General features: G+C 70.5%; 21 protein-coding genes. 13 read left to right on the plus strand and 8 right to left on the minus strand.

Annotated elements, in window-relative coordinates; all coding sequences use genetic code 11:
* Nucleotides 1-283: 283 nt before the first annotated feature.
* The gene (locus VGB24_RS19055; RefSeq protein WP_331074535.1) at nt 284-1,450 is read right to left on the minus strand and encodes a 5-(carboxyamino)imidazole ribonucleotide synthase; all 1,167 of its coding nucleotides are present in this window, start codon (nt 1,448-1,450) and stop codon (nt 284-286) included.
* The gene (gene purE, locus VGB24_RS19060; RefSeq protein WP_331074536.1) at nt 1,447-1,935 is read right to left on the minus strand and encodes a 5-(carboxyamino)imidazole ribonucleotide mutase; all 489 of its coding nucleotides are present in this window, start codon (nt 1,933-1,935) and stop codon (nt 1,447-1,449) included. The genes VGB24_RS19055 and purE overlap by 4 nt, the downstream gene beginning before the upstream one ends.
* A 240-nt stretch (nt 1,936-2,175) precedes the next feature.
* On the opposite strand from purE, the gene VGB24_RS19065 reads away from it, so the two are divergent.
* The 6 genes from VGB24_RS19065 (at nt 2,176) to VGB24_RS19090 (ending at nt 7,033) form a co-directional block, all read left to right on the plus strand.
* On the plus strand, nt 2,176-2,499 hold the full coding sequence (locus VGB24_RS19065) for a nucleotide pyrophosphohydrolase (protein ID WP_331074537.1): 324 nt from the start codon (nt 2,176-2,178) through the stop codon (nt 2,497-2,499).
* Between the two features lie 65 nt (nt 2,500-2,564).
* Nucleotides 2,565-3,923: a sigma-54 dependent transcriptional regulator gene (locus VGB24_RS19070; protein WP_331074538.1), complete on the plus strand. Its 1,359-nt coding sequence runs from the start codon at nt 2,565-2,567 to the stop codon at nt 3,921-3,923.
* On the plus strand, nt 3,923-5,425 hold the full coding sequence (locus VGB24_RS19075) for an ATP-binding protein (protein ID WP_331074539.1): 1,503 nt from the start codon (nt 3,923-3,925) through the stop codon (nt 5,423-5,425). Before VGB24_RS19070 ends, VGB24_RS19075 begins: the two co-directional genes overlap by 1 nt.
* A gap of 191 nt (nt 5,426-5,616) precedes the next feature.
* Complete coding sequence (locus VGB24_RS19080) at nt 5,617-6,030, plus strand: response regulator (protein ID WP_331074540.1); 414 nt, start codon at nt 5,617-5,619, stop codon at nt 6,028-6,030.
* A gap of 153 nt (nt 6,031-6,183) precedes the next feature.
* Nucleotides 6,184-6,537, plus strand: coding sequence for a metalloregulator ArsR/SmtB family transcription factor (locus VGB24_RS19085; RefSeq protein ID WP_331074541.1), 354 nt, complete (start codon nt 6,184-6,186; stop codon nt 6,535-6,537).
* The gene (locus tag VGB24_RS19090; protein ID WP_349263940.1) at nt 6,515-7,033 is read left to right on the plus strand and encodes an SRPBCC domain-containing protein; all 519 of its coding nucleotides are present in this window, start codon (nt 6,515-6,517) and stop codon (nt 7,031-7,033) included. Before VGB24_RS19085 ends, VGB24_RS19090 begins: the two co-directional genes overlap by 23 nt.
* 54 nt (nt 7,034-7,087) lie before the next feature.
* On the opposite strand, the gene VGB24_RS19095 is transcribed toward VGB24_RS19090, so the two are convergent.
* The 6 genes from VGB24_RS19095 to VGB24_RS19120 form a co-directional block, all read right to left on the minus strand.
* Nucleotides 7,088-7,432, minus strand: coding sequence for a hypothetical protein (locus tag VGB24_RS19095; RefSeq protein ID WP_331074543.1), 345 nt, complete (start codon nt 7,430-7,432; stop codon nt 7,088-7,090).
* Nucleotides 7,433-7,874: 442 nt separating this feature from the next.
* Complete coding sequence (locus tag VGB24_RS19100; RefSeq protein WP_331074544.1) at nt 7,875-10,448, minus strand: hypothetical protein; 2,574 nt, start codon at nt 10,446-10,448, stop codon at nt 7,875-7,877.
* 7 nt (nt 10,449-10,455) lie between these two features.
* The gene (locus tag VGB24_RS19105; protein ID WP_331074545.1) at nt 10,456-11,025 is read right to left on the minus strand and encodes a hypothetical protein; all 570 of its coding nucleotides are present in this window, start codon (nt 11,023-11,025) and stop codon (nt 10,456-10,458) included.
* Between the two features lie 8 nt (nt 11,026-11,033).
* Nucleotides 11,034-11,885: a hypothetical protein gene (locus tag VGB24_RS19110; RefSeq protein WP_331074546.1), complete on the minus strand. Its 852-nt coding sequence runs from the start codon at nt 11,883-11,885 to the stop codon at nt 11,034-11,036.
* A gap of 25 nt (nt 11,886-11,910) precedes the next feature.
* Nucleotides 11,911-12,420, minus strand: coding sequence for a hypothetical protein (locus VGB24_RS19115; protein WP_331074547.1), 510 nt, complete (start codon nt 12,418-12,420; stop codon nt 11,911-11,913).
* Nucleotides 12,421-12,425: 5 nt separating this feature from the next.
* Nucleotides 12,426-12,941: a hypothetical protein gene (locus tag VGB24_RS19120; protein WP_331074548.1), complete on the minus strand. Its 516-nt coding sequence runs from the start codon at nt 12,939-12,941 to the stop codon at nt 12,426-12,428.
* Between the two features lie 532 nt (nt 12,942-13,473).
* Between VGB24_RS19120 and VGB24_RS19125 the strand changes: the two genes are divergently transcribed.
* From VGB24_RS19125 to VGB24_RS19155, 7 genes are all read left to right on the plus strand, one after another.
* Complete coding sequence (locus VGB24_RS19125; RefSeq protein ID WP_331074549.1) at nt 13,474-13,788, plus strand: hypothetical protein; 315 nt, start codon at nt 13,474-13,476, stop codon at nt 13,786-13,788.
* A 97-nt stretch (nt 13,789-13,885) separates the two neighbouring features.
* A complete protein-coding gene (locus VGB24_RS19130) occupies nt 13,886-15,595 on the plus strand; it encodes a GAF domain-containing sensor histidine kinase (protein ID WP_331074550.1) in 1,710 nt (569 codons plus the stop codon).
* A 485-nt stretch (nt 15,596-16,080) separates the two neighbouring features.
* A complete protein-coding gene (locus VGB24_RS19135) occupies nt 16,081-17,373 on the plus strand; it encodes a dicarboxylate/amino acid:cation symporter (RefSeq protein ID WP_331074551.1) in 1,293 nt (430 codons plus the stop codon).
* A gap of 194 nt (nt 17,374-17,567) precedes the next feature.
* Nucleotides 17,568-19,772: a sodium-translocating pyrophosphatase gene (locus tag VGB24_RS19140; RefSeq protein ID WP_331074552.1), complete on the plus strand. Its 2,205-nt coding sequence runs from the start codon at nt 17,568-17,570 to the stop codon at nt 19,770-19,772.
* A gap of 136 nt (nt 19,773-19,908) precedes the next feature.
* Nucleotides 19,909-21,375 carry an APC family permease gene (locus VGB24_RS19145; protein ID WP_331074553.1) on the plus strand — a complete coding sequence of 489 codons (1,467 nt, stop codon included), beginning with the start codon at nt 19,909-19,911 and terminating at the stop codon, nt 21,373-21,375.
* Between the two features lie 236 nt (nt 21,376-21,611).
* Entirely contained in the window at nt 21,612-24,113 is a 2,502-nt protein-coding gene (locus tag VGB24_RS19150) for a TonB-dependent receptor domain-containing protein (protein WP_331074554.1), read from the plus strand.
* A gap of 482 nt (nt 24,114-24,595) precedes the next feature.
* On the plus strand, nt 24,596-24,747 hold a 152-nt coding region (locus VGB24_RS19155; RefSeq protein WP_331074555.1), incomplete at its 3' end, for a transposase.

Here is a 24,747-nt window from a genome sequence, read left to right on the forward strand (position 1 = left end):
GGGCTCCTCCCCAGGTCGTTTCCCACCTCGAAACAGGGCAAGCGGCGGGCCAGATGGGCCTCGCGTCAGCAAGCCGTTCCGATGTATGTCTTTACGCCGCTGCGGCGTATTTGTTTCAGGGTGCCGGGCGCGGCAAACCGTGCCGTTCCGGCGACAGCTTCGGCAACCGTGTCCCCGGGTGGGAACACCCTGCCGGCGGTGGAGGGTGGGTTACGCGTAACCAGATGACGGAGCCGTTCCCTACAATTGCGACCTTTGAGGCCGGGGCGCAAGGGCCGCATGTTCAGCCGTGGCGGGTGGCGGCTTCCCACGCCCGCAGCACCCGCCCGGCCGCCTCGTCCACGTCGCCGGCCAGGGACGTCAGGTGTCCCATCTTGCGGCCCGTGCGCGCCGCACCCTTGCCGTACAGGTGAAGCGACGTTTCGGGGATCCGCAGCGCGTCGGCGACGCCCGCGCGGCCCAGCCCGGTGCCGGCGTCCTCGCCCATCAGGTTCACCATGGCCGCGGGGCGCAGCAGGGCGGGGGACCCCAGCGGCAGCCCGCAGACGGCGCGCAGCTGCTGCTCGAACTGCGACACCCCGCACGCCTCGATCGTGTGGTGGCCGGAGTTGTGGGGGCGCGGAGCGATCTCGTTCACCAGGATCCGCCCGTCCGCATCCACGAACATCTCCACCGCCAGCAGGCCCACGACGCCCAGCCCCTCGGCCAGGGCCGTGGCGACGCGCATGGCCTCCGATGCCATCTCGTCAGACACGCGGGCGGGGCAGCGGGTGAGGTGAAGGATGCCGCCGCGGTGCTCGTTCTCGGCCACGGGAAAGCACGCCGTTTCACCCGTGGCGGAGCGGGCGCAGATGACGGACACCTCCATCCGGAAGTTCACCATAGCTTCCAGGATGAACTCGCTCCCCATCGCCGACACGGCGGTCCACGCATTGTCCACGTCGCCGGCGCCACGGATCACCGCCTGGCCCTTGCCGTCGTATCCCATCCGCGCCGTCTTCAGGATGGCCGGCGCGCCGATCTCACGCAGCGCCTCGTCCAGCTCCTCCCTCGTACCGACGGCGCGGTAGTCCGCGGTCAGCACGCCCAGCCGGCGCGCGGCGTCCTTTTCCCGGACGCGGTGCTGCGCCACCTCGAGCACGCCCGGCCCGGGGCGCACGGGGACGATGCGCTCCATCTCGCGCAGCGTGGCCACGTCGGCGTTCTCCCACTCCAGCGTCACCACGTCGGAGAGGCGGGCCAGCTCCAGGCAGGCGTCCAGGTCCTCGAAGGGCGCGCGGACGTGCCGGTCGCAGAACTGGGCCGCGGGCGTATCCTCGCCGGGGTCCAGAACCACGACGCGATACCCCATCCGCCGCGCCTCGAGCGCGAACATCCGGCCGAGCTGGCCCCCGCCCACCATCCCCAGCGTGGCGCCGGGGAGGAATGGGGCCGCGGCGTCGGCCGTCACTGCGCCGCCTCCGGATCGCGCAACGCGTCTTCTGCCATCCGCTCCGCGTACGCCCTGAGCCGGTCGCGGATCTTCGGGTCGTGGCTGCCCAGGATGCGCGCCGCCAGCAGCCCCGCGTTCGCCGCGCCCGCCTTGCCGATGGCGGTCGTGGCAACGGGCACCCCCTTGGGCATCTGGACGATGGAAAGCAGCGAGTCCAGCCCGTTGAGGGTGGACGAGAGCACGGGGACGCCGATGACGGGGAGCACGGTCTTGGCGGCCGTCATCCCGGGGAGGTGCGCGGCGCCGCCGGCCCCGGCGATGATCACCTGGATGCCGCGGCCCTCGGCCTGATCGGCGTAGCGGAACATCAGGTCGGGGGTGCGGTGCGCGGAAACGACCTGCATCTCGTACGCGATCCCCAGCTCGTCCAGGACGCGCGCGGCCTCCTGCATGGTCTCGCGGTCCGAGCGGCTTCCCATGATGATCCCAACGATTGGCTGCATGCCCGTCGCGCCCTTGTCCAGAACTGTTCTATGCGGCTCGTTTGGCCCATATGAACAGGAATGTACGGCTTGTCCCGATCGGATACAACGCGCCGCTGGGCCCCTCCCCCGGCAAACGACGCCGCGAGAGGGGAGAGCTTGGATCGCCGTTTCGACTCCGTGCCGGAGCCGGTGGGCTTGTTTCCATTTGGGAACACGCCTAGGTTGGGTGCATCTCCCGACACCGGATGGCGAAAGCGCATGGATCTCCGCGAAATCCAGCAGCAGGTAGACGCGTACATCTCGCAGTTCAAGGAGGGGTACTTTCCGCCACTGGTGAACCTGGCGCGTCTGACGGAAGAGGTGGGCGAGCTGGCGCGGGAGATCAACCACCAGTTCGGCCCCAAGACCAAGAAGCACGACGAGCCAGAGGGCGACATCGCGCTGGAGCTGGGCGACATCCTGTTCGTGGTCGTGGTCCTGGCCAACCAGCTGGACATCGACCTGAGCGAAGCCGCCCGCCGCACCCTGTCGAAGTACCAGGTGCGCGACGCCGACCGCTGGGAGCGGAAGGACGCGGAGTAGCATGCCGCGATCAGCGCACTTCCGCACTCACGCACTAACGCACTAACGCACTAACGCACTCCCCCATGAATCCCACCGTCTTCATCATCGACGACGACCCCGACCAGGTGGCGCTGGTCACGGCGCAGATCGAGCGCGGGCGCCGCTTCGTCACCAAGGGCTTCACGCGGGCGGAGAGCGCGCTGGAGGAAATCCGCTCCGATCCCCCCGACGCGGTGGTGTGCGACCTGGTGATGCCCGGGATGGACGGCATCACCTTCGTCCGCCGTGTGCGCGAGCTGAACCGCGGGCTGCCCGTGATCATCGCCACCGCGCGGGGCACGGAAGGCGACGCCGAGCGCGCGCTGCAGGCGGGAGCCTCGGACTTCACCACCAAGCCCATCGACCCGCGCTCGCTGGAAACGCGCATCGCCCGGGCGATGGAGCAGGCGCCCAAGGAGCAGCTGCTCCAAAGCTTCACGCAGGCCAAGTTCGACCCGCACGCCATCATCGGCCGGCACCCGCTGATGCAGCAGGTGCGCGAGTTCATCGCCAGCGTGGGGGGTGTGCCGCAGGTGTCGGCGCTGCTGTTGGGCGAGTCCGGCACGGGCAAGAACCTGGTGGCCCGCGGCATCCACGCGGCCAGCAAGGCGGCCGGCTACCGCTTCGTGGAGGTGAACTGCGCGGCGCTGCCGGCCGGGCTGCTGGAGGCGGAGCTGTTCGGCTACGAGAAGGGCGCGTTCACCGACGCCAAGCAGGCTAAGAAGGGGCTGGTGGAGGTGGCGGACGGGGGGACGCTGTTCCTGGACGAAATCGGCACCATGGCGCCCGAGCTGCAGACCAAGCTGCTCTCGTTCCTGGAAAGCCGCTCGTTCCGCCGCATCGGCAGCACCCGCGAGCAGACGGTGACCCTTCGCGTGGTCGCCGCCACTAACGCCGACCTGAGCGCCGAGGTGGGGCGGGGGACCTTTCGCGAAGACCTGTACTACCGGCTGAACGTGGCGTCGCAGATGCTGCCCCCGCTGCGCGCCATCCGCTCCGACATCCCCGAGATCGCCAACCACTTCGTCAAGCGCGCGGCCGAGTACTTCGCCAAGCCGGTTCCCGAGATCGACGCCGACGGGGTAGACCGGCTTACGCGCTACGACTGGCCGGGGAACGCGCGCGAGCTCCGCAACATCATCGAGCGCTCGATGATCTTTTCGTCGGGCCCCGCGCTGCGCATCGTGGAGCTGGCCAACACGCCGGTGGCCGTGGCCGCGCCGGTGGAGGGCGTGGTGATGCCCCGCGGGCTGACGCTGGACGAGGTGGAGGCGCGGTACATCGAGGAGACGCTGCGGGAGGTGGGCGGCAACGTGCAGGAGGCCGCCGACCGGCTGGGCGTGTCGCGCAAGGTGCTGTGGCAGCGCCGCAAGCAGCACGGCCTGCTGGCCGGGAGGGAGTAGTGGCGCCACCGCGGAAGCCGCCGGCCGAGAGCGCCGCGCGCCTTCGCCAGGAGCTGGCCGCCAGCCAGGCGGAGGCCGCCGCCCTGCGCGCCCGGCTGGACGAGGCGGAGCGCTCCAGCGTGCACAAGAGCCGCTTCATCCGCCACGTCAGCCACGAGTTCCGCACCCCCCTCAGCTCCATCATCGGCTTCGCGTCGCTGCTGGAAAGCGAGGGCGAGGAGATGGACCCCGCCGTGCGCGCCGAATACCTGGCGGTGGTCCTTCGCAACGCGCGCCACCTGCTGCACGTGGTCGACGACCTGCTGAACATCAGCAAGGTCGAGGCGGGGGCGCTGGAGGTTACGCTGGCCCCCGTGCGCGCCGCCGAGGTGGCCGAGGCGGTGATCACCGCGCTGGAGCCGCAGGCCTTCGCGCGCGGCATCGTCTTTCGCATGGACGATCGCGCCGGGCGCGCGGCCCTGGCCGACGTGGGGCGGCTGCGGCAGGTGCTCTTCAACCTGCTGGAGAACGCCGTGAAGTACTCGCCCGAGGGGGGCGAGGTGGCGGTCCGGGTGACGGACGGCGCCGGCGAGGTGCGGGTGGAGGTGAGCGACCGCGGCCCGGGAATCTCCAGGACCAACCAGCTGCGGCTGTTCAAGGAGTTTTCGCGCGTGAACCCGCCGGGGCTGCGGGTGCGCGGCGCCGGGCTGGGGCTGGCGCTTTCGCGCATGCTCACCGAGGCCATGGGGGGCAGCGTGGGGGTGAGCTCCATCCCCGGCCACGGAAGCACCTTCTGGATCTCGCTCCCCGCCGCCGCCGCGGGTGAAGCGGCCGCGGAGGCGGGCGTGCCCGCGCCCGCCGTCGCGCGCACCCGCGGCGAGATGGTGGCCGTGGTGGACGACGACGCCGACATCCGCGCGTACGCCACCATCGTCCTGCGCCGCGCCGGCTACCGCGCCGTGGCGGATGACGGCTCCCCCGGCGTGGGCGCCCGCCTGGCGCAGGCGCATCCACGCCTGGTGCTGCTGGACCTTCACCTGGTGGGCCGCGGCGGTGCCGAGGCCCTGGCGGAGATGCGGGGGTTCACCGCGCTCGAATCGATTCCCGTCCTGGCGTTCACCGCGGGCGCCCTGGCCGACCCCAACCCCGCGGGGTTCGACGGCAAGGTGGTGAAGCCGGTGGAAGCCGACGTGCTGGTGGCCTACGTGGACGAGGCGCTGTCGCGCGCCCCCGCCCCGGCCGAGGCCCCGGCGGACGAGGACGATTTCCTGGCTCCCCTGCGCGCCCGGTTCCGTACGGGGCTGCACGACCGCCTGGCGGCCATCGAGCGCCACGCCGCGGCGGGGGACCAGGAGGCCCTGCGCCGCGAGCTCCACAAGCTGCGCGGGGCCGCGGCGGGGTACGGGTTCGCCGAATTGTCGCGGCTGGGCGACGCGGCCGAAGAGGCGGTGCGCACCCGCGGGGGCGGTCCCGAGGTGGACGCGCTGCTGGCCCGGCTGCGCGAAGAAGTGTCCGCGCGGTGACGGATGAGGTTTCCGTTCCGGAGCGGGCGTTCCCATTCGGGCGCGCATGTTCCCCACCGGGAACGCCCGAACGGAGCGGACACAGACGTTTGGTTGGCCTAAGTGGTTGACGGAGGTGCGTTTGCCCAGATGTGACGCGTCTGGGACGATCCTTGCTCTCCATGCGGCCCATGAACTCGCCGTATCCTGCTATGATGCAAGACCAACCGACCCTCGCGCTCGCCGACGACGACGAGCTCCACGCGGAGCTGATGTCCGCCTGGCTGGAGCACCAGGGCTTCCGCGTGCTGCGCTTTGCCTCCGGTGACGAGCTGGTGTCCTGGGCCGCCGGGGGCGGCAGCGGCGTCCAGGGGCTGCTGCTGGACGTCGACATGCCCGGCCGCGACGGCTTTCAGAGCTGCCGGGAGGTGCGCGCGATCCCCAGCTTCGCCGAGGTGCCCACGGTGTTCGTGAGCGCGGCGACGCCCAACAACGTTCCCGACGAGGTGGTGAGCGGGGCGTGCCACTTCATCCGCAAGGACGAGCGGATGTTCGTGAAGCTGGCCGACTGGCTGTCGCGGCACATCTACTCCGACGCGTCGCACAGCGCCATCGAGTATCGCTGAACCCGGCACGTCCTCTCGGGACGGCGAAGCGGGCGGGACCTTTCGGGGTTCCGCCCGCTTTCGTTCATCCTCGCAGGACCCATCGTTCTTCGCGGCCACCCCTTGCATGCCGCGAACGATTGCACTACGATACTGAACCATGTGGTTCACCGTATGACGACCCGACTCGACACTTCGTTCGCCGCGCTCTCGGACGCCACGCGGCGCGGCATCCTGGAGCAGCTCGGACGAGCCGACGCTTCGATCACGGAGCTCGCCGAGAAGTTCCACATGACGCTCACGGGGATGAAGAAGCACGTCGGCGTTCTGGAGCAGGCGGGGCTCGTCACCACGAAGAAGATCGGGCGCGTGCGGACGTGCCAGCTGGGCCCGCGCCGATTGGAGGAAGAGACGGCGTGGCTCGAGAGCTACCGCCAGCGCTGGGACGAACGCTTCGACGAGCTGGACAGGGTTGTCGAGGAACTCACACGAAAGGAGAAGAGCGATGAACGCAGGAATCGAGAGTAGCCCCGGCCCCGTGAAGAATCGCACCACGGTGGAACGGAAGTCGGACCGCGAGGTGGTCGTCACGCGCACCATCGACGGCCCGGCGCCCATCGTGTTCGAGGCATTTACAAAGGCCGAGCTGCTCAGGCGCTGGTGGGTGCCCAGGTCGATGGGAATGACCCTGCTGTCCTGCGAGGTGGATGCTCGTGTCGGAGGCAAGTACCGATTGGAATTCGACGTCGGTGGCGCGGAGCCCGCCGCGTTCTTCGGCACCTATGTCGAAGTGGAGCCGTATTCGCGCCTCGCGTGGACCAATGAAGAAGGCGGCGAGGGTGGGTCTGTCACCACGGTGACCTTCGAGGAAACGGGCGGCAAGACGCTGGTGGTCCTGCACGAGAGCTATCCTACGAAGGAAGCGCTCGACGCTGCCGGCACCGGAGCAGCCGACGCAATGGTCGAGACGTTCGACCAGCTGGACGAGCTTCTCGTGGCCCTGGGTGAGAGCTCGGGACAGTAACAGGCGGTCAGTCGTCCGAGAGTCCCGGCACGCTCCGTGTGGGACTCTCTTTTCTCAGATCATGGGGGAGATGACGTACGTGATGCGCCCCGACGCTTCCGCCGCTGGGCGGCGGAAGCGGAACTCGCGGTTTTCGCCGCCGCGGACGACCACGCTGGCGTCCGGCGCGGCGGAATCGTCCTCCCTCGCCACCTGCACGACGTAGCTGCTCGCTCCCTTGTTCGCGATGCCCACGGAGACGCCGAGCGCGCCGTTCCGAACCTCCGTCGCGACACCCGCGCCCATCTCCACGCCCTGCCGCGGCAGGATGGTCGCGCTCGCGTGGATCGTGCCCTGCGCCAGGGCGGGCGCGGCGCTCAGGGCCATCGAGATCAGGGCGGCGACGAGTGCGGTCTTCACGGCTGGCATCCACGGAGAAAGAAGCGCTTTGCTCCTTCCCTCCAATGCGAGCCGCGAGCCGAGGTGGCACCTGCCCTAAGCTGTTGTCCCTGATATATTTAGCGGATGTTTGTGCGGCCTGCGGGGTGTGCGGTTTGAGGACGATTGTAACCTAAGTGGCCTCCGTGCAACCACTTGGCTGTGAGCGTCCGATTCTCGTACAGCCAGTGCTGCACGGCGTCGAGGGCGACGAGGTCGAGTTCGTCCTCCGCGACGGTCCTCGCCGCGGCGAACGTCGGGGCGATCCGCTAAAGGCAGAAACAAAAAAGCATCACGCAGAGGACGCAGAGGAAACCGAGGGGACGCAGAGGGAAGCTACGGCCCCTCTGCGTCCTCTCTGTTCCCCTCCGCGTCCTCTGCGTGATTGTTGTTATCAGGGCCGGGGCACCGGATGCGGACGTCCTTAGCGGATCTTGCGCAGCGTGATGGGCGGCGCCTGCACCAGCACGTCGCCGGAGGCGGGAACCACGAGCACCAGCGGATTCGGATCGGCGATCGCGTTCAGGGCCCGCAGCGACGATTCGGCGACGCGGATTTCGTACGTGCCCGGCCGCACGCGGCTCACGTAGAACTCGCCGTCGCTGAACGTGGCCACGCGCTGCACGTCCCCCGTTTCGCGGCTGACGATTTCCAGCGTCACCCCCGCGACGGTGGGCACCTCGCGGCCGGGAATCAGTTGGCCCGCCACCTCACGCGTCTGCACCAGGGGAATGTCCACCGCCGCGAAGACGTGGGGCGCCGGCCGAAGCTCCACACTGCGGGCGACCGGCACCCACCCGGCCTCGTCCAGCGAAAGGGTGTCGAGCGCCACCTGGGCCGCCTCGAAGGGCAGCACCGACCAGGTGCGGTACGCGCCGTCCACTCCCGACTTCACGCTGACGGACCCGATCCGCACCGTGGCGCCGGGGAGCGGCCGGTCGCCGGCGCTGAACACGCCGTCGCCGTCCAGGTCGTAGAACACCCGCCCGCCCACCCCCGCCATCCCGGTTCCGCGGTAGGGGAGGGCGAGCACGCCGCCGCGCCCGCCGTACGCCACGCTCCCCTCGGCGGACCACGAGCCCTGCACCTGGCTGCGCAGCGAGGCGGCCTGCGTCTGCACGTTGGCGAACCCCAGCCGTCGGGCGAAGGTCAGGTACACCGCCATCCCGCTGGGATCGGGAAGCCACTGCACGGCCAGCGTGGCGAACGAGGTGGGCCCGGTCTGAAGCGAGGTGTTGAACCCCGCCTGCCGCAGCTCGCCCCCGGTGAAAGCCAGGCTGCCGCTGAGCCCCGACCCGCGCAGCCAGGGCGGGACGAAGCGCGGGAGGGAAACGCTGGGCGCCAGGAAGATGACGCCTGGCGAGCCCGGGAGCCCGGACTCGTAGCCCGCCTCCAGCCGCGCGGACCGCAGCGCGGCCAGGGCCGACACGCGCACCCGGTCCAGCCCCGCCTCCTGCGTTCCCTCCGCGCGGCCGTTCAGCGCAAAGGCGCGCACCGGGCCGGCACGCACGTTCGAGCGGCTGAACCCGCCGCCGGCCTGCCAGCGCGGGCTGGCCAGCGGCGCGAAGGAGAACTGCCCCGAGCCCGGGTAGACGATGCCGGCCGTCGCGTGCGCCACGCCGCCCGCCGCCACGTGCTGAAGCGAGCCGCGCACGAACGAGCCGAGCAGCGCCTGCACCTCGGCGCTGGTGCCCGGCCGCAGCAGCGCGCTCACCGCGCCGAACGGGCTCAGGGCGGGCCCGGCGGAGTCCGCGGGCTGCTCGAACTCGAAGCCGCCGGCCACGGTAAGGGTGCGCGTCAGCCCGCGGCGCAGGTCCAGGTATCCCGCCAGCGTGCACTCGCCGCGCGGACAGGCGCCCACCCCCGCGGCGTACTCGTTGACGCCGCGCGGCAGCTGCGTCACGGGAACGGAGTAGATCACGCTCGACTCGCGGATCTCGCCCGCCGGGCCGTACATCTTCACCTGCACGGGGGTGCTGCCGTACTCCAGCGGCACGCTCACCGGCCGCTCGGCCGTGGCGTCGGAGAACCCCACCAGGCGGCCGCCCTGGTACACCTCGTACTGCCACCCGGGCGGAAGCTCGGGCGAAAGCAGCACCTGGTCGAAGCGGGTGCGCCGCAGGAACGGCGCGTTGCCGATGGTGATCCCCCGCAGCGACCGCGCGCGCAGCCCCCCGCTCAGGTGGTCGCCTAGGTGAAGCTGGCGGACGAAGCGGCCCCGGGGAAACACGCGGTGATAGGCCACCGCCGGGTCCACCAGCCCCGCCGCGCCCGAGTCCGCCGCCAGGGTGCCGCGCAGGGTGAGCATGCCGCCCACCAGGCTGAACCCCGAGCCCAGCCGCAGCGAAGGCGGAGACGGCTCGCTCCCCACCCGGCCGGAAACGGCCCAGTCCACCACCCCCGCTCCGCTCACGGCCCGGTACGACACGGTGTCGCCCGACAGCCCCACCTCGCCCCCCTGGTGGCGCAGCTCGACGGCGCGGCGGCTTTCCACCTCGCGACGGGTCTCGGCGGCGAAGGGAACGCCCCGGGTGATGGAAACCGCCAGCGCCTCCCAGTCCACCTGCGCCTCCGCCCCCAGCAGCAGCGCCAGCGCGGGGACGGCCAGGTACACCTCGCCCCCGGCCTGCACCAGGTCGCCCGGCGCCAGCGCCAGCGTGTCGGCGGCCAGCACGCGGGCGCCGGCCACGTCCAGCACGGCGGGCGGCCCGTCGGCCAGCGCGCTCACGCGGATGGTGTTGCCGGAGGCGTCACGGTCCATGGGCGTGCCCCCCAGCTCCAGCACGGGGCGCAGGGGCAGCAGCAGGCGGCCCTGGTCGTTGACCACCACCGTCAGGGTGGCGGCCGGCAGGCTGCCCAGGCGCACCTCGAAAAGCCCCTGCTCGTAGCCGGAGGGGAGTTCCTGGGCCGCTGCACGCGCGGAAAGAAGAAGGGAGAACGCGAGGACGAGCGAAAGCACCGGGCCCCGGCATCCGCCCCGGAACCGCAGGGGGAGCATGGAGCCTTCAGTTCTTGGAGGGGACGGCGTAGACGGTGACCGTGGCGCTGTACACGCCTGGGCGCTGGGTGGCGGCAGGCGTCACCCGCCCGCCGATGTAGATGGAAACCTGGTCGGTGTTGTAGCGCACCCGGCCGGGCCGGAAGCGCTCGGCCAGCAGCCGGTACGCGGTGGGAAAGACGGTGGTCGTGGGGTTCCACGTTTCGTACGTGGTGGGGTCGCACGCCCCGTTGTAGATCTCGCACGCCCCGGCGTACACGCCGTTGAAGCTGATGGGCAGCGTGGCGCCGTCGGTGCTCACCAGCGCCGTGGGAAGCGCGAAGCTGATGTCCAGGAAGCGCTTGCCCTGCACGCCCGCCAGCCGCCACTCGCCCGACTGCGCCGTGCGCGGCTGCACCGCCGCCGCCACCCCGGGAACCACGGCGCCGAACTGAAGCGCCCGCGTGCCCGTGGCGGAAAGGGGCTTTTCCAGCAGGTACATGGTGGCCTGCAGCTGCCCCGTCGACTGCGCGCATAGCCGCCCCGTCAAGGCCAGGGCGGCTGCACACAGCAGCAGGAGGGCGGCACGCAGTCGCATTCGTTCGGTCAGCTCACGGGGATGGTTGCGGACACGTTCGGCGCCTTCAGCACGCCGCCAGGCGGCAGGTCCGGCCGCTCCGTTTCTACCGTGTAGCGCACCCGGTATCCGGCGCCCAGCGTCCCGGTGAAGGGAATGACCAGGCGGCGGCGCATCTGGTGATAGATGGCGATCTCGTCGCTCGCCTCGGCGACGACGTCGCCGCCGGGGCCCAGCAGCTCGGCGCGAATGCGTCCCAGGTACGCCGCGCTCCCCTGGCGGGCAAGGTCCAGCTGCAGCCGCACGCCCTCGGGGGTGCGCACGGCCACGGGGGCCTGCACGCCGACGGCGGTGGTGACGGGTCCGTTGCGGTACACCGCGGCCGCGACGACGACGGTTTCCACGTTCAATTGAAGCGTAACCGCCCCCTGCGTCTGCTCGATGGGCGGCTGCCCTCCGCGCGAGCGCACCAGCACCCGCGCCCAGTACTCGCCGTTGGCGAGCCCGGCGGGGGGCTGCGCCATCACGCGCACCACCTGCCGCTGCCCCGCCTCCAGGCGCAGGCGCCGGGGAAAGGCGCGCATCCACTCCACGGCCGAGGGCTCGCCGGCCGCGGCGGTGTCGAACAGGGGCACGCTCACGTTGCCCGCCGAGTCCGAGACGGGGTAGCCGAAGGCGAAGCCGATCTCCACCTCTTCCGGCAGCGTCCCCGAGTTGTACAGGGTCAGCGTGCCGGTGCGGGTGGTCTGGTCCAGGTACAGCGCGATGGGGCTCACCGACACCGCCGCGGCCGGGGTGGCCCAGCACGCCGCCAGCAGAAGCACCAGCGCCGTCACCCATCCCTCGATCCGTCCGCTCCGCATCGCCTGTCCGTTCGTCATGGGTACCACCTTGCCGGGATCCCGCTCAACTGACCGTCTGCACGATGGCCACCGAAATGGTGGCCGAGTAGCTGCCGCCCAGGTGCCCGTCTCCCGCGACAGCCGTGCCGCCGAGAAGGATGCGCGTGGGCCCGCGCTCGGGGTGCAGGGTGATGGTGACGGCGCGGTGGGGATCGAAGGGCGAGGCCTCGACCGAGCCGGGGCCCAGCACCGCGGCGTCGCCCAGCGCGAACCGCAGGGGAATGCGGCCGCCGTCGGGCGACTGCAGCTCGGGGGGAAGCAGCAGCATCAGCTCCACCGTCCCCGAGCCCTCGATCACCAGCTCCGCCCGCCGGCCGGCGTCCGTCACCGAAACGCGCTCGGGGACGCCGGGAATCAGGGATCCGAAAACGAGCTGGCGTCCCCGCAGGAGAACGACCTCCGGGGACGCCGCAGCCTGCGCCGCACCAGTGCCCGGCAGCCCCGCGGCAAGCGCGAGCGCAAGGAGGGCGATGCCCCCCCGCGCACGCATGCTCAGCCCGGGGCGCCGCGCCATCTGCTTCAGATGCTCGACTTGGCGGCGCGCACCTCGACCGTGGCCGAGTACAGGCCGGGCGCCGCGTTGTTGATCACCGACTGGCCCAGCGTGGCGCGCACGTGGACGTAGTTGGTGGCCACGCCGCCGGGGGTGGTCTGGTAGAACTGCGACGAGATCGCCGAGACGTCGGCCTGCGCCGTGGGGCAGGTGCCGAAGGTGCCGGCGGTGGTCGTAGCCGAAACCGAGCACGCGTACGTGGTGGTGAGCGTGGCGGTGCCGTCGCTCAGGCTGGGCAGGGCGTTGAACCAGATCTGCACGGCCACGTTGTGCTTCAGCGGAATGTATCCCGCGGCCGACACGGCGGCGGTCTGGTCGGGCGACAGGTTGCCGAAGGAGATGGCCTTGGCGGTCGTGTTGTCGAAGGCGAGCACCTGGCCGATGGTGGCGCTGGCGTTGATCTGGCCTTCGGCCTGGGCATGGGCCATGGAGGGAGCGGCGGCGATAAGGAGAGCGGCCGCGGCCAGGCTGAGCTTCTTCATTTGTGGCTCCTGAGAGGTTTGAAAGTGCGTCCCGCGACGTTCTGGTCGTCCGATGAGTCACGGCCGGTCGATTCGTGACTGGCTGGCCCGTGTAAGGGCAACGCCCGTGCCGAGGGTCGCATGTTGTGCAGGTGCTTGATAATACAAGACTTAACGCGTTTTTTCAAGCCCCGGGAGAGGGGTTTTGTTACCATTCGGGAACGTAACGCGTTCCCAAATGGGAATTTCGCCGCACCCACGTTCTCGCCGCCGCCGCGACGCCGAATCAGAAGCCCCTTGCGACGTGCACGAAACCATGCGGAACGCGGTGCAGCGGGCGTCGCTCCTCCCCGGCGGGGTGCACCGGGTTCTCTTTCGGGAACGGCGAGCCCTGCATCTCAGGTCACTCCCGCACTCCCGCACTCCCGCACTTACGCACTCACGCACTCACGCACTACCTCCGCCCGGGCACACCCGCCCGCCTGCGGCGTACCAACCCGCGAGCGCGCCGCAAGCCGGGCGCGCACCGGAAAATGCGCCCGAGATCCACCGAATGCGAAGCGACCTGCTGGACCAGGACGAGTTTCCCAGCCACTACGAAGACCGCGCCGACGACATCTCGTGGGCCAAGGGCACCCTTCCCGTTTCGGGCGTGTTCCTCCTGCACGGCAGCTACGTCGTCGCCCCCTATCACGGCCCGGCCGAGCGCCGGTTGCGCGCCGCGGGGGCGCTCTGCGTGGCGATGGTCACCTTCGACGGCATGGCCGTGGCGGCGCTCACGGGCGGCTCCACCGGCCGCGGCGAAGTAGACGTGGTGCGTGCCCGCGAAGTGGCGCGCCACGCCGACCCGCCGCCCGGCCGGAACTGACGGATTCGAAGCACGAAGCTTGCGCGCGCGGCTCACGCCACCTTTCCGAATGCGGCCGGTCTCCGCGCCGCCTCCTCCCGACACCCCTGGTCCATCCGTGGCCAACGCCCCTGCATCCCCGCTGAAAGCACCGCCCGCGTCCACACGGGACGCGGCGTGGCTGGCGCGCGTGCTCGCGCAGGCGCCCGCGGCGGTGGCGGTGGTGCTGGGCGACGACCTGGTCTTTGCCGCGGCGAGCGAGCGGTACCTGCAGATCGCCGGACGGCGCGACATCGTCGGCCGCTCCCTTCCCGAGCTCTTTCCGCAGATGGACGCCCAGGGCTTCTGCACGCTGATGCGGCGGGTGCTGCAGACGGGGGAGCCCTTTTCCGGCGCCGGCCTGGTGGCGGCGTGGGACGAGGACGGCGACGGCCGGGCCGAGCCCCACTACCTGGACCTGTCGCTCGCCCCCCTGCGGACGGAATCCGGCGAGGTGGAGGGGGTGATCATCACCATGGAGGTGGTGGACGGGCGCGAGCAGCTGGAAGCCGAACGACGGCGGCTGCTGGGCGAGGCGGAGGCGAGCGAGCGGCGGATGCGCCGGCTGCAGGAATTGACGGCCGCGCTGGCCGGCGCCGCCACTCCGCGGGAGGTGGGCGAGCGCGTGCTGCGGCTGGGCGTTTCCGCGCTGGGCGCAGACGCCGGCGTGCTGGCCCTGCGGGTCCCCGGCGAGGACGAACTGGAGATCCTGGCCTCCGTCGGCTATCCGCCGGAGGCCTGCATGGGGCCGGGGCGCCGCTGGCCCGCGTCGATGAACATTCCCATCGCCGAGGCCAGCCGCACGGGCGAAGCCGTCTACCTGGGCTCGCCGCAGGCGTGGGCAGACCGCTACACGGGGGGATACCGGCCGCCCGCCTCCGCCAGCCGCAGCCAGGCCTGGGCCGCCCTGCCGATGGAGGCCGGCGGCGAGCCGTTCGGCTCCCTCCTGTGGACGTACTACCAGCCGCACGCCTTTCCCGCCGACGACCGCACGCTCCTGACCTCGATCGCGCAGCTCGCGGGGCAGGCGCTGGAGCGCGCCCGCCTGTACGAGGCCGAGCACCGTGCCCGCGAAGCGGCAGAGGCGGCCAACCGCGCCAAGAGCGAGTTCCTGGCGGCCATGAGCCACGAGCTGCGCACCCCGCTGAACGCCATCGCGGGGTACGTCGACCTGCTGGATCTGGGCATCCGCGGCGAGGTGAACGACGCGCAGCGGGTGGACCTGGGGCGCATCAAGCGCGCGCAGCAGGTGCTGCTGGGCCTGATCAACGACGTGCTGAACTTCGCGCGCATCGAGGCGGGGCGCATCGAGTACCGCGACGAGCCCGTCCCCGTCGGCCCCATGCTGCAGGGGCTGGAGGCGCTGGTGGGGCCGCAGGTGCAGGCGCGGTCGCTGGACTACGCGTGCGAGGCGTGTCCGCCGGGGCTGGTGGCGCGCGGCGATCCCGAACGGGTGCAGCAGGTGCTGGTGAACCTGCTGACGAACGCGGTGAAGTTCACCCCGCGGGGCGGGCAGGTGAGGGTGGGCGCGGCGGCGGACGGGCGGCGCGTACGCATCTTCGTGCGTGACACGGGGCGGGGGATTCCCGCGGAGCGGCTGGCCTCCATCTTCGACCCGTTCGTGCAGGTGGAGCGCGAGCGGACGGAAACCAGCCAGCAGGGGGTGGGGCTGGGGCTGGCCATCAGCCGCGACCTGGCGCGCGGAATGGGAGGCGAGCTTTCGGCGGAGAGCGTGGTGGGGCGGGGAAGCACCTTCACGCTCACCCTGCCCCTGGCCGACGTGGACTGACGCGGCCCCACCCCCGGCCCCTCCCCGCACAAACTACGTGCGGAGAGGGGAGCACTTCGGTCCGGATGGGCGGGAGCTGGCGCACCCGACCGGCGCCCCCATCCCCAGCCCTTCCCCCGCAAACCGCGCGGGGGAAGGGAGCCAGTGTGGCGCGTCACCTCGATGGTGGCGCGCCACATCTGTCGTCGGCAAACCTGAAGTGCGCTTCGGCTCCCCCCGCGCGCGACGCTGGTGTGTACACCCTCTCCCGCTTGCGGGAGAGGGTGGCACGCGTGTCAGCGCGGCCGGGTGAGGGCCCCAGCGGAGCCGAGGTGCACGCATCCCATTTGAGTCGTCCTCCCAGAAGCGAACAGGGCCGGAGCTTCCACAACTCCGCCGGTTGACGGCACGGGGCGAAGGCGGCATGTTTGGCGCCTTCGTGCCCGGCCAGAGTTCCTGAATCCGTCCGCGGCGCCCCCGCGAAGCCAACCCCTGCCGTACCCCCGATGGCGAAACTGAAGCGTCCGTCCCTCACCCAGATGATCCTGCTGTCGATGGTCATCGGCACGCTGGTCGGGTGGGCCTTCCCCGAAGCCTCGCAGCAGCTGAAGCCGCTGTCGAACATCTTCTTGCGCATGATCAAGTCGATCATCGCGCCCATCATCTTCGCCACGCTGGTCATCGGCATCGCCGGGCACGGCGACGACATGAAGCGCGTGGGCCGCCTGGCGCTCAAGTCGCTCATCTACTTCGAGATCGTCACCACCCTGGCGCTGTTCATCGGCCTAGCCGCGGTGAACCTCACCAAGCCGGGCGTGGGCGTGGTGCTGGCCGGCGCCGACGCCAGCAAGGCCCAGGAGATGGGGCAGACGGCGCAGGGGCTCACGGTGGGCGGGTTCCTGGAGCACGTGGTCCCCACGTCCATCGTGGACGCGATGACCAAGAACGAGGTGCTGCAGATCGTGTTCTGGTCCATCCTCTTCGCGGTGGCGCTCTCGCAGGTGCGCGGGCGGCCCAAGGAGATGATGCTGTGGACGCTGGAGGGGCTGTCGGAGGTGATGTTCAAGTTCACCGGCATCGTCATGAAGTACGCGCCCATCGGCATCGGCGCGGCCATCGCGGTGACGGTGGGGCACAGCGGCCTGGGCATTTTGTGGAACCTGGGCAAGCTGATCCTTACGCTGTACGGCGCCCTGGTCGTATTCGGCCTAGTGGTGCTGCTCCCCGTGGCGCTGATCGCCAAGGTGCCCCTCAAGCGCTTCCTGCGGGCGGTGAAGGACCCGGCGCTGATCGCCTTCAGCACCACGTCGTCGGAGGCCGCGCTCCCCCGCGCCATGCAGGCCATGGAAGCCATCGGGGTGCCGCGGCGCATCGTGGCCTTCGTGATGCCCACGGGCTACTCGTTCAACCTGGACGGCACCACGCTGTACCTGGCGATGGCCTCGGTGTTCGCCGCGCAGGCCGCCGGCATCGACATGACGTTCGGCGAGCAGATGGTGATGATGCTCACCCTGATGCTCACCAGCAAAGGCGTGGCGGCCGTTCCCCGCGCCTCGCTGGTGATCCTGTCGGGAACGCTGGCCAGCTTCGGGCTGCCGCTGGAGGCGGTGGCGCTGATCCTGGGGGTCGACGAGCTGATGGACATGGCCCGCACCACGGTGAACCTGGTGGGCAACTGCCTGGCGACGGTGGTGATGGCGCGCTGGGAGAACGACTTTCACCCCGAGGCGCCGCCGCCCGACCTGAGCGCCGACGAGGTGATCACCATCGCCGGGCCCCCGGAGCCAGCCCCGGCCTGAGCCGGAGGGCCGCTCCGGTGAACGGATGGCGGGTGGCACGGAAGGAACTCGCGGTCCGTGCCGCTTGCGTTTCGGGGCGCTTTGCGCGATCCTATCGCGCGCGACGGCGCCCGTAGGTCCCGTGCTCGCGTCGGCGCCCTCGTGGCGGGACGGCGCGGGCGCGTCCTTTTGTCATTGCTTTCAACACCTTTCGCATGCAACCGATCGCTTACGCCATCCCCGCCTTCGGGCTGCTGGCCCTGCTGTACACCTTCTGGCGCTCCGCCTGGGTGACGCGGCAGGATGCGGGCAACGAGCGCATGAGCACCATCGCCGGCCACATCGCCGACGGTGCGCGCGCATTCCTGTTCGCGGAGTACCGCGTGCTGGTGATCTTCGCGGTGCTCGCGTCGCTGTTCCTGGGCTACCTGGGCCTGACCGACGAGCGGTCGCACCCGCTGATCATCGGCGCCTTCCTGGTGGGCGCCCTGTTCTCGGCGCTGGCCGGCTGGATCGGCATGACCATCGCCACCAAGGCCAACGTGCGGACGGCCCAGGCCGCGCGCACCAGCCTCTCCAAGGCCCTCGACGTGTCGTTCGCCGGCGGGTCGGTGATGGGCATGGGCGTGGCCGGCCTGGCGGTGCTGGGACTGGGCGGCCTGTTCATCCTGTTCTACAAGCTGTTCGTGGACGGCGCTTCGGCCAACGGGCCCGAGATGGAGCGCGCCCTGGAGGTGCTCACCGGCTTCTCGCTGGGCGCCGAGAGCATCGCGCTCTTCGCCCGGGTGGGCGGCGGCATCTACACCAAGGCGGCCGACGTGGGCGCCGACCTGGTGGGCAAGGTCGAGGCGGGCATTCCCGAGGACGACCCGCGCAACCCGGCCACCATCGCCGACAACGTGGGCGACAACGTGGGCGACGTGGCGGGGATGGGCGCCGACCTGTTCGGCAGCTACGTGGCCACCATCCTGGCCACCATGGTGCTGGGCCGCGAGGTGATCGCCACGGGCGACGAGTTCGGCGGCATGAGCCCCATCCTGCTGCCGATGGTCATCGCCGGGCTGGGCATCCTGTTCTCGCTGGCGGGCATCCTGCTGGTGCGGGTGAAGGAGAACGGCAGCGTGCAGGGCGCGCTGAACCTGGGCAACTGGGCGTCCATCGCGCTCACCGGCGTGGGCTCGTTCTTCGTGATCCGGTGGATGCTTCCCGCGAGCATGCAGATGGAGCGCGCCAACTCCGAGGCGTTTACCCCCATGGGCGTGTTCGGCGCGGTGGCGGTGGGGCTGCTGGTGGGAGCGCTGATGAGCGTGATCACCGAGTACTACACGGCCATGGGCCGCCGCCCGGTGCAGTCCATCGTCAACCAGTCGTCCACGGGCCACGCGACCAACGTGATCGGCGGGCTGGCGGTGGGGATGGAGTCGACGACCCTGCCCATCCTGGTGCTGGCGGGCGGCATCATCGCCAGCTACGAGTTCGCGGGGCTGTACGGCGTGGCCATCGCGGCCGCGGGGATGATGGCGACGACGGCCATGCAGCTGGCCATCGACGCCTTCGGCCCCATCGCCGACAACGCGGGCGGCATCGCCGAGATGAGCGAGCTTCCCAAGGAGGTGCGCGAGCGCACCGACATCCTGGACGCGGTGGGCAACACCACGGCGGCCACGGGCAAGGGCTTCGCCATCGCCTCGGCCGCGCTGACGTCGCTGGCGCTGTTCGCCGCCTTCATGGGCATCTCGGGGATCGACGTCATCGACATCTCCAACGCCCGGGTGCTGGCCGGCCTGTTCGTGGGCGCCATGATCCCGTTCATCTTCTCGTCGCTGGCCATCGCCGCGGTGGGCCGCGCGGCCATGGCGATGGTGCAGGAGGTCCGCCGCCAGTTCCGCGAGATCCCGGGCATCATGGAAGGCACCGGCCAGCCGGAGTACGGCCGCTGCGTGGCCATCAGCACCCAGGCGGCCATCCGCGAGATGATCGTGCCGGGCGCCATCGCGCTCATCGTGCCGGTGATCGTGGGCTTCACCATGGGGCCCGAGGTGCTGGGCGGCCTGCTGGCGGGCGTCACCGTCTCGGGCGTGCTGATGGCGATGTTCCAGTCCAACGCCGGCGGCGCCTGGGACAACGCCAAGAAGTCGTTCGAAAAGGGCGCCACCATCGACGGCAAGGTGTACTACAAGGGGAGCAACGAGCACAAGGCCGCCGTCACCGGCGACACCGTGGGCGACCCCTTCAAGGACACCTCCGGCCCGTCGATGAACATCCTGATCAAGCTGATGTCCATCGTCTCGCTGGTCATCGCGCCGCACATAGCCGTGGGCGCGCCGGCCGGCCTGGAGGGCGAGGCCGAGGTGCGCGTCCCGGTGGAGGCGCCGGCCGTGGCGGCCGTCGGCGAGACGCCGGTCACGCTGGCCCGATAACGGTCGGGCGTCGGCGAAAAAGGCCCGGCCGGGGAGCGATCCCCGGCCGGGCCTTTGTCCTGGGCCCTCTCGGCGCGTATAATCCAGAGTTGCTGCTGCTCGCCTTTCCCCCCTCTCCACCCGACACACGATGCCGATGACGGAATCCACCGCGCCCCCGGCCAGGGGCGCGCCCGAAGACGCGGGGCTGCGCCAGGGGCTTTCGCTGCTGGACGCGGTGATGCTGGTGGCGGGCTCCATGATCGGCTCGGGCATCTTCATCGTCTCGGCCGACATCGCCCGCAACATGGGCTCGGCCGGCGGGCTGATCGCGGTGTGGGTGGCGTCGGGGCTGATGACGCTGGCCGCGGCGCTGAGCTACGGCGAACTCGCCGCGGCCATGCCCCACGCGGGGGGGCAGTACGTGTTCCTGCGCGAGGGGCTGGGGCGCATGCCCGGCTTCCTGTACGGGTGGACGCTGTTCATGGTCATCCAGACGGGGACCATCGCCGCCGTGGCGGTGGCCTTCAGCAAGTTCCTGGGCGTCTTCTTCCCCGCGGTGTCTCCCGACGTGTTCGCGGGGATCCGGGGAATCCAGATGCCGGGCGGCGCCATCGACCTGGGGCTCAGCAACCAGCGGCTGGTGGGCATCGTGATCATCGCGCTGCTCACCTGGGTGAACCTGCGGGGGCTGCGCGAGGCCAAGTGGATCCAGACCTCGTTCACCATCGCCAAGACCGGCGCCCTGGCCGCGCTGATCCTGCTGGGCATCACCCTGGGCCGCAACGCCGACGCCATCGCCGCCAACTTCGGCAACTTCTGGCAGGGGTCGCCGGGGGGCACGCCGGTGTCGGTGATGGGCATCGCCATCCCCCTGATCGTGACGGCGTTCGGCAGCGCCATGGTGGGGTCGCTCTTCTCGTCGGACGCGTGGAACAACGTGACCTTCGCGGCGGCCGAGGTGCGGCAGCCGGAGCGCAACCTTCCCCTGGCGCTGGCGCTGGGCACGGGGCTGGTGACGGTGCTGTACGTGCTGGCCAACCTGGCGTACCTGTCGGTGCTGTCGCTGAACGAGATCAAGACGGCGCCGCAGGAGCGGGTGGGCACCCTGGCGCTGGAGCACATGTTCGGCCCCGTGGGGCAGTACCTGATGGCGGGCGCCATCCTGGTCAGCACCTTCGGCTGCATCAACGGGCTGATCCTGGCCGGGGCGCGCGTGTACTTCGCCATGGCGCGCGACGGGCTGTTCTTTGCCCGCGCGGGCGACCTGAACCGCAACGGCGTCCCCGCGTGGGCGCTGGTGGCGCAGGGCGTGTGGACGGCGCTGCTGACGCTGACCGGCACCTACGGGCAGCTGCTGGACTACGTGATCTTCGCGGCGCTGCTCTTTTACGTGCTGACGATGTTCGCCCTGTTCTCGCTGCGGCGGAAGCAGCCCGACATGCCGCGGCCCTACAAGGCGTTCGGGTACCCGGTGGTGCCCGCGCTGTACGCGTTCTCGGCGTTCGCCGTGGCGGCCATCCTGCTGGTGGCCAAGCCCGTGTACTCGTTCTCGGGGCTGATCCTGGTGCTGCTGGGCATTCCCGTCTACTACATCTGGGAGCGCCGCACGCGATCGGCGTGATCCCCCGACGCACGGTTTCCCCGCGGCGGGCGCGGGGAGCCGGGCGGCTTCATCAAAGCCTAATGCTCCGGAATCCCGCGATTCCGGAGCTTTGTGCTTGTGTGGCAACGGGTTGCGTGCATTGGACAAAGGATGGATGCGGATCGTGCGGAGCCAACGATCTGGGCGGCTTGGGGGTCTATTCACCTGTAGGACGCACGCACGACCGGAAAACTTCGCCATCGGACGACGGACATATGAACGCGCTTGGTAGATCCCTTCTGGCCCTGACCCTGGCGGCCGCGGTGCCCGCGGCCGCGCAGACCCGGCCCGCCGGCCCGCCCCCCGCCGGCGGCGCTCCCGGAGGCATGCGGCCGGGAGGCGCCCCCGGCCAGCAGCAGGGGGGCGTGCTCCTGGGCACCGTCACCGACCCCGCCGGCAAGCCCCTGGGCTCGGCGCAGGTGGCCGTGTGGAGCGCGGCGGACAGCACGCTGGTGACCGGCGCGGTCACCCGCGGCAACGGCGCCTTTCGCGTCGACGGGCTGCGGCCGGGATCGTACTTCGTGAAGGTGAGCTCGCTGGGCTTCGCCACCGCGACCAGCGCCGTCGTGGCCGTGACGCCGCAGGCCCGCGAGGCGAACCTGGGCACCATCCGCATGAACGAGGGCGCGCTGCTGCTGGAAGGCGTCACCGTGTCGGCCGAGCGGCAGACCACGGGGATGGCCGCCGACCGCAATACCTACCGCGCGGCGGACCTGCCCACGGCGGGCGGCAGCGCGGTGGACGTGCTCCGCAACATACCCGCGGTCGAGGTGGACCAGGACGGCCGCGTGAGCCTGCGCGGCAACCAGAACGTGGCCGTGCAGGTGAACGGCCGCCCGACGCCCATGCGCGGCGACCAGCTCGCGGCCTTCCTCCAGCAGCTTCCCGCGAACGTGGTGGAGAACGTGGAGGTGATCCCCAACCCCTCGGCCAAGTACGAGCCCGAGGGGATGGCGGGGATCGTGAACATCGTGCTCAAGCAGAACGCCGACCTGGGGCTCAGCTACGGCCTGCAGGCGGGGGTGGGCACCGGCGGCCGGTTCAACGGCTCGGGGAACGTGGGATACCAGGCCGGCGCGCTGACGCTGTTCGGCAACTACGGCCTGCGCCGCGACGAGCGCCAGAACCGCGGCTTCAACACCATTTCGGCGTACTCCGACTCCATCAGCCGCCAGCTGGACTACGTCACCGACCAGCGGAACGGCGGCGAGTTCAACATGCAGTCGCACCTGTTCAACGGCAGCGCCGACCTGCGCCTGGGCGCCCGCGACGTGCTGTCGACGAGCGTGCTCCTGAGCCGCGGCGCCTTCGACGCCGAGGCCGACAACCGCTACGTCCGCCGCGACGCCGCGGGCGGGCTCGTCCAGGAAACGCGCGGGCTGACGGACAACGAGAACAGCGACTTCACGGCGGACGGCTCGCTCTCGTTCAAGCACACGGTGCAGCCGCAGCAGAACGAGCTCAGCGCCGAGCTGCGCTTCAACCGCTCGCGGAACGAGCTGTCGAGCAGGACGGCCGAAGGGCTGCTGGGTGGCTCGGCCGGGACGGTCGGCGACGTCTTCACGGGGCAGGAAAACGAGGCGGTCACCCGTAACCTGACGCTGCAGGCCGACTACACGCGGCCGCTGGCGGGCTTCAAGCTGGAAACGGGGTACAAGGGCACCCTGCGCATGCTCGACAACGAGCAGGCGATCCTCGGCATCGGCCCCGCCGACGGGGAGGTGGTGGTTGGGCGCAGCGCGTTCGACTACGACGAGAACGTGAACGCGGGCTACGCCGTGCTCAGCCGCGGCTTCGGCGGCCTGCAGACGCAGGCGGGGCTGCGCGGCGAGTACACCAGCCGCGACTTCAGCCTGGGCACGGGCGAAAGCTATCCCAGGGACTACTGGAGCTGGTTCCCGAGCGGCCTGGTGGCGCTGAACCTGGACGACCAGCGGCAGGTGCGGCTCAGCTACTCGCGGCGCATCCAGCGCCCCGACACGCGCATGCTGAACCCGTTCTCGTTCAGCGAAGACCCGCGCAACCGCTCCACCGGCAACCCCGACCTGGAGCCGGAGTACACGCACGCGCTGGAGATGGGCTACCAGCACTCGTTCGGCACCGGCTCGGTGCAGGTGACGCCGTTCTTCCGCCGTACGGAGAACGTCATCCGCCGCATCCGCGAGGTGCGCGGCGACACGCTGCTGGTGAGCTTCCGCAACCTGGACACCAACGACTCGTACGGGCTGGACCTGAACACCTCGGTGCGCCGCGGCAAGGTGAACGGCTTCGCCAGCTTCAGCGCCTTCCGCACGGTGACGGACGCGGGCAGCGTGGGCGAGGAGCTTTCGAGCGACGCCATCGGCTGGTCGGCCCGCATGAGCGGCACCTACCAGGTCACGCCGCGGCTGGACGTGCAGGGGATGCTCTTCTACCGCGCCCCCATGGACGTGGAGCAGGGGCGGATGGGGAGCATGGTGATGTCGAGCTTCTCGGTGCGCCAGAAGCTGATGGGCGAGCGGGCCAGCCTGTCGCTTCGCGTGCAGGACCCGTTGAACCGCATGGGCTTCTCGATGAGCACCCACGCGCCGCTGTACGACCAGTTCAGCGAGCGCCGCTTCGGCGGGCGCGCCGCGTACCTGACGTTCAGCTACAACTACGGGCAGACGCCGCGCCTTCGCCAGCGCCCGCAGCAGCAGGACCAGGAGATGCAGCCCCCCACCGTGGTCGGGCCCTGATCGTTTCGGGGATGGATGCGAGAGCCGGCCGCCGGGGATGCCCCCGGCGGCCGGTTTTTTAGTGCGTGAGTGCGTGAGTGCGTGAGTGCGTGAGTGCGGAAGTGCGGAAGTGCGGAAGTGCGGAAGTGCGGAAGTGCGGATGCGATTGATCGAGAGCCACGGAGCCCTGTCATCCTGAGGCCCAGGCGCGCCGAACCTGCCCGTGGCACAACCGACGCGGGCCGAAGGATCTAACCGCGGATGCCTTTCAGTCGGGGCGCGGCAGCGGGCACGACGGCCGAGGCCTCGGCTGCCGTGGGGCCCTCACCCGTCCGCGCTGACACGCGTCCACCCTCTCCCACAAACAGCGTGGGAGAGGGGGAACACACCAGGCCAGGTGCGCCCTTAAGTCATTGGTGCGCAAAAGCATGTCATCCTGAGAGGGTGTTGAGATAACCGAACAAAGTACGAACATGCACAAGTAGACGGTGTATGCGGCTGGCATGACGAGCCGCAGATATCCGACAGACTTGACCGATTCGCAGTGGGAGCTGCTGCGCCCGCTCATCGAGAAGCCGAAATCACGAGGCGGGCGGCCGCGCACCCATCCGCTCCGGGAGATCGTCAACGGGCTCTTCTACGTGCTCCGGGGAGG

It is taken from the genome of Longimicrobium sp. (assembly GCF_036399935.1).
Lineage (GTDB): Bacteria > Gemmatimonadota > Gemmatimonadetes > Longimicrobiales > Longimicrobiaceae > Longimicrobium.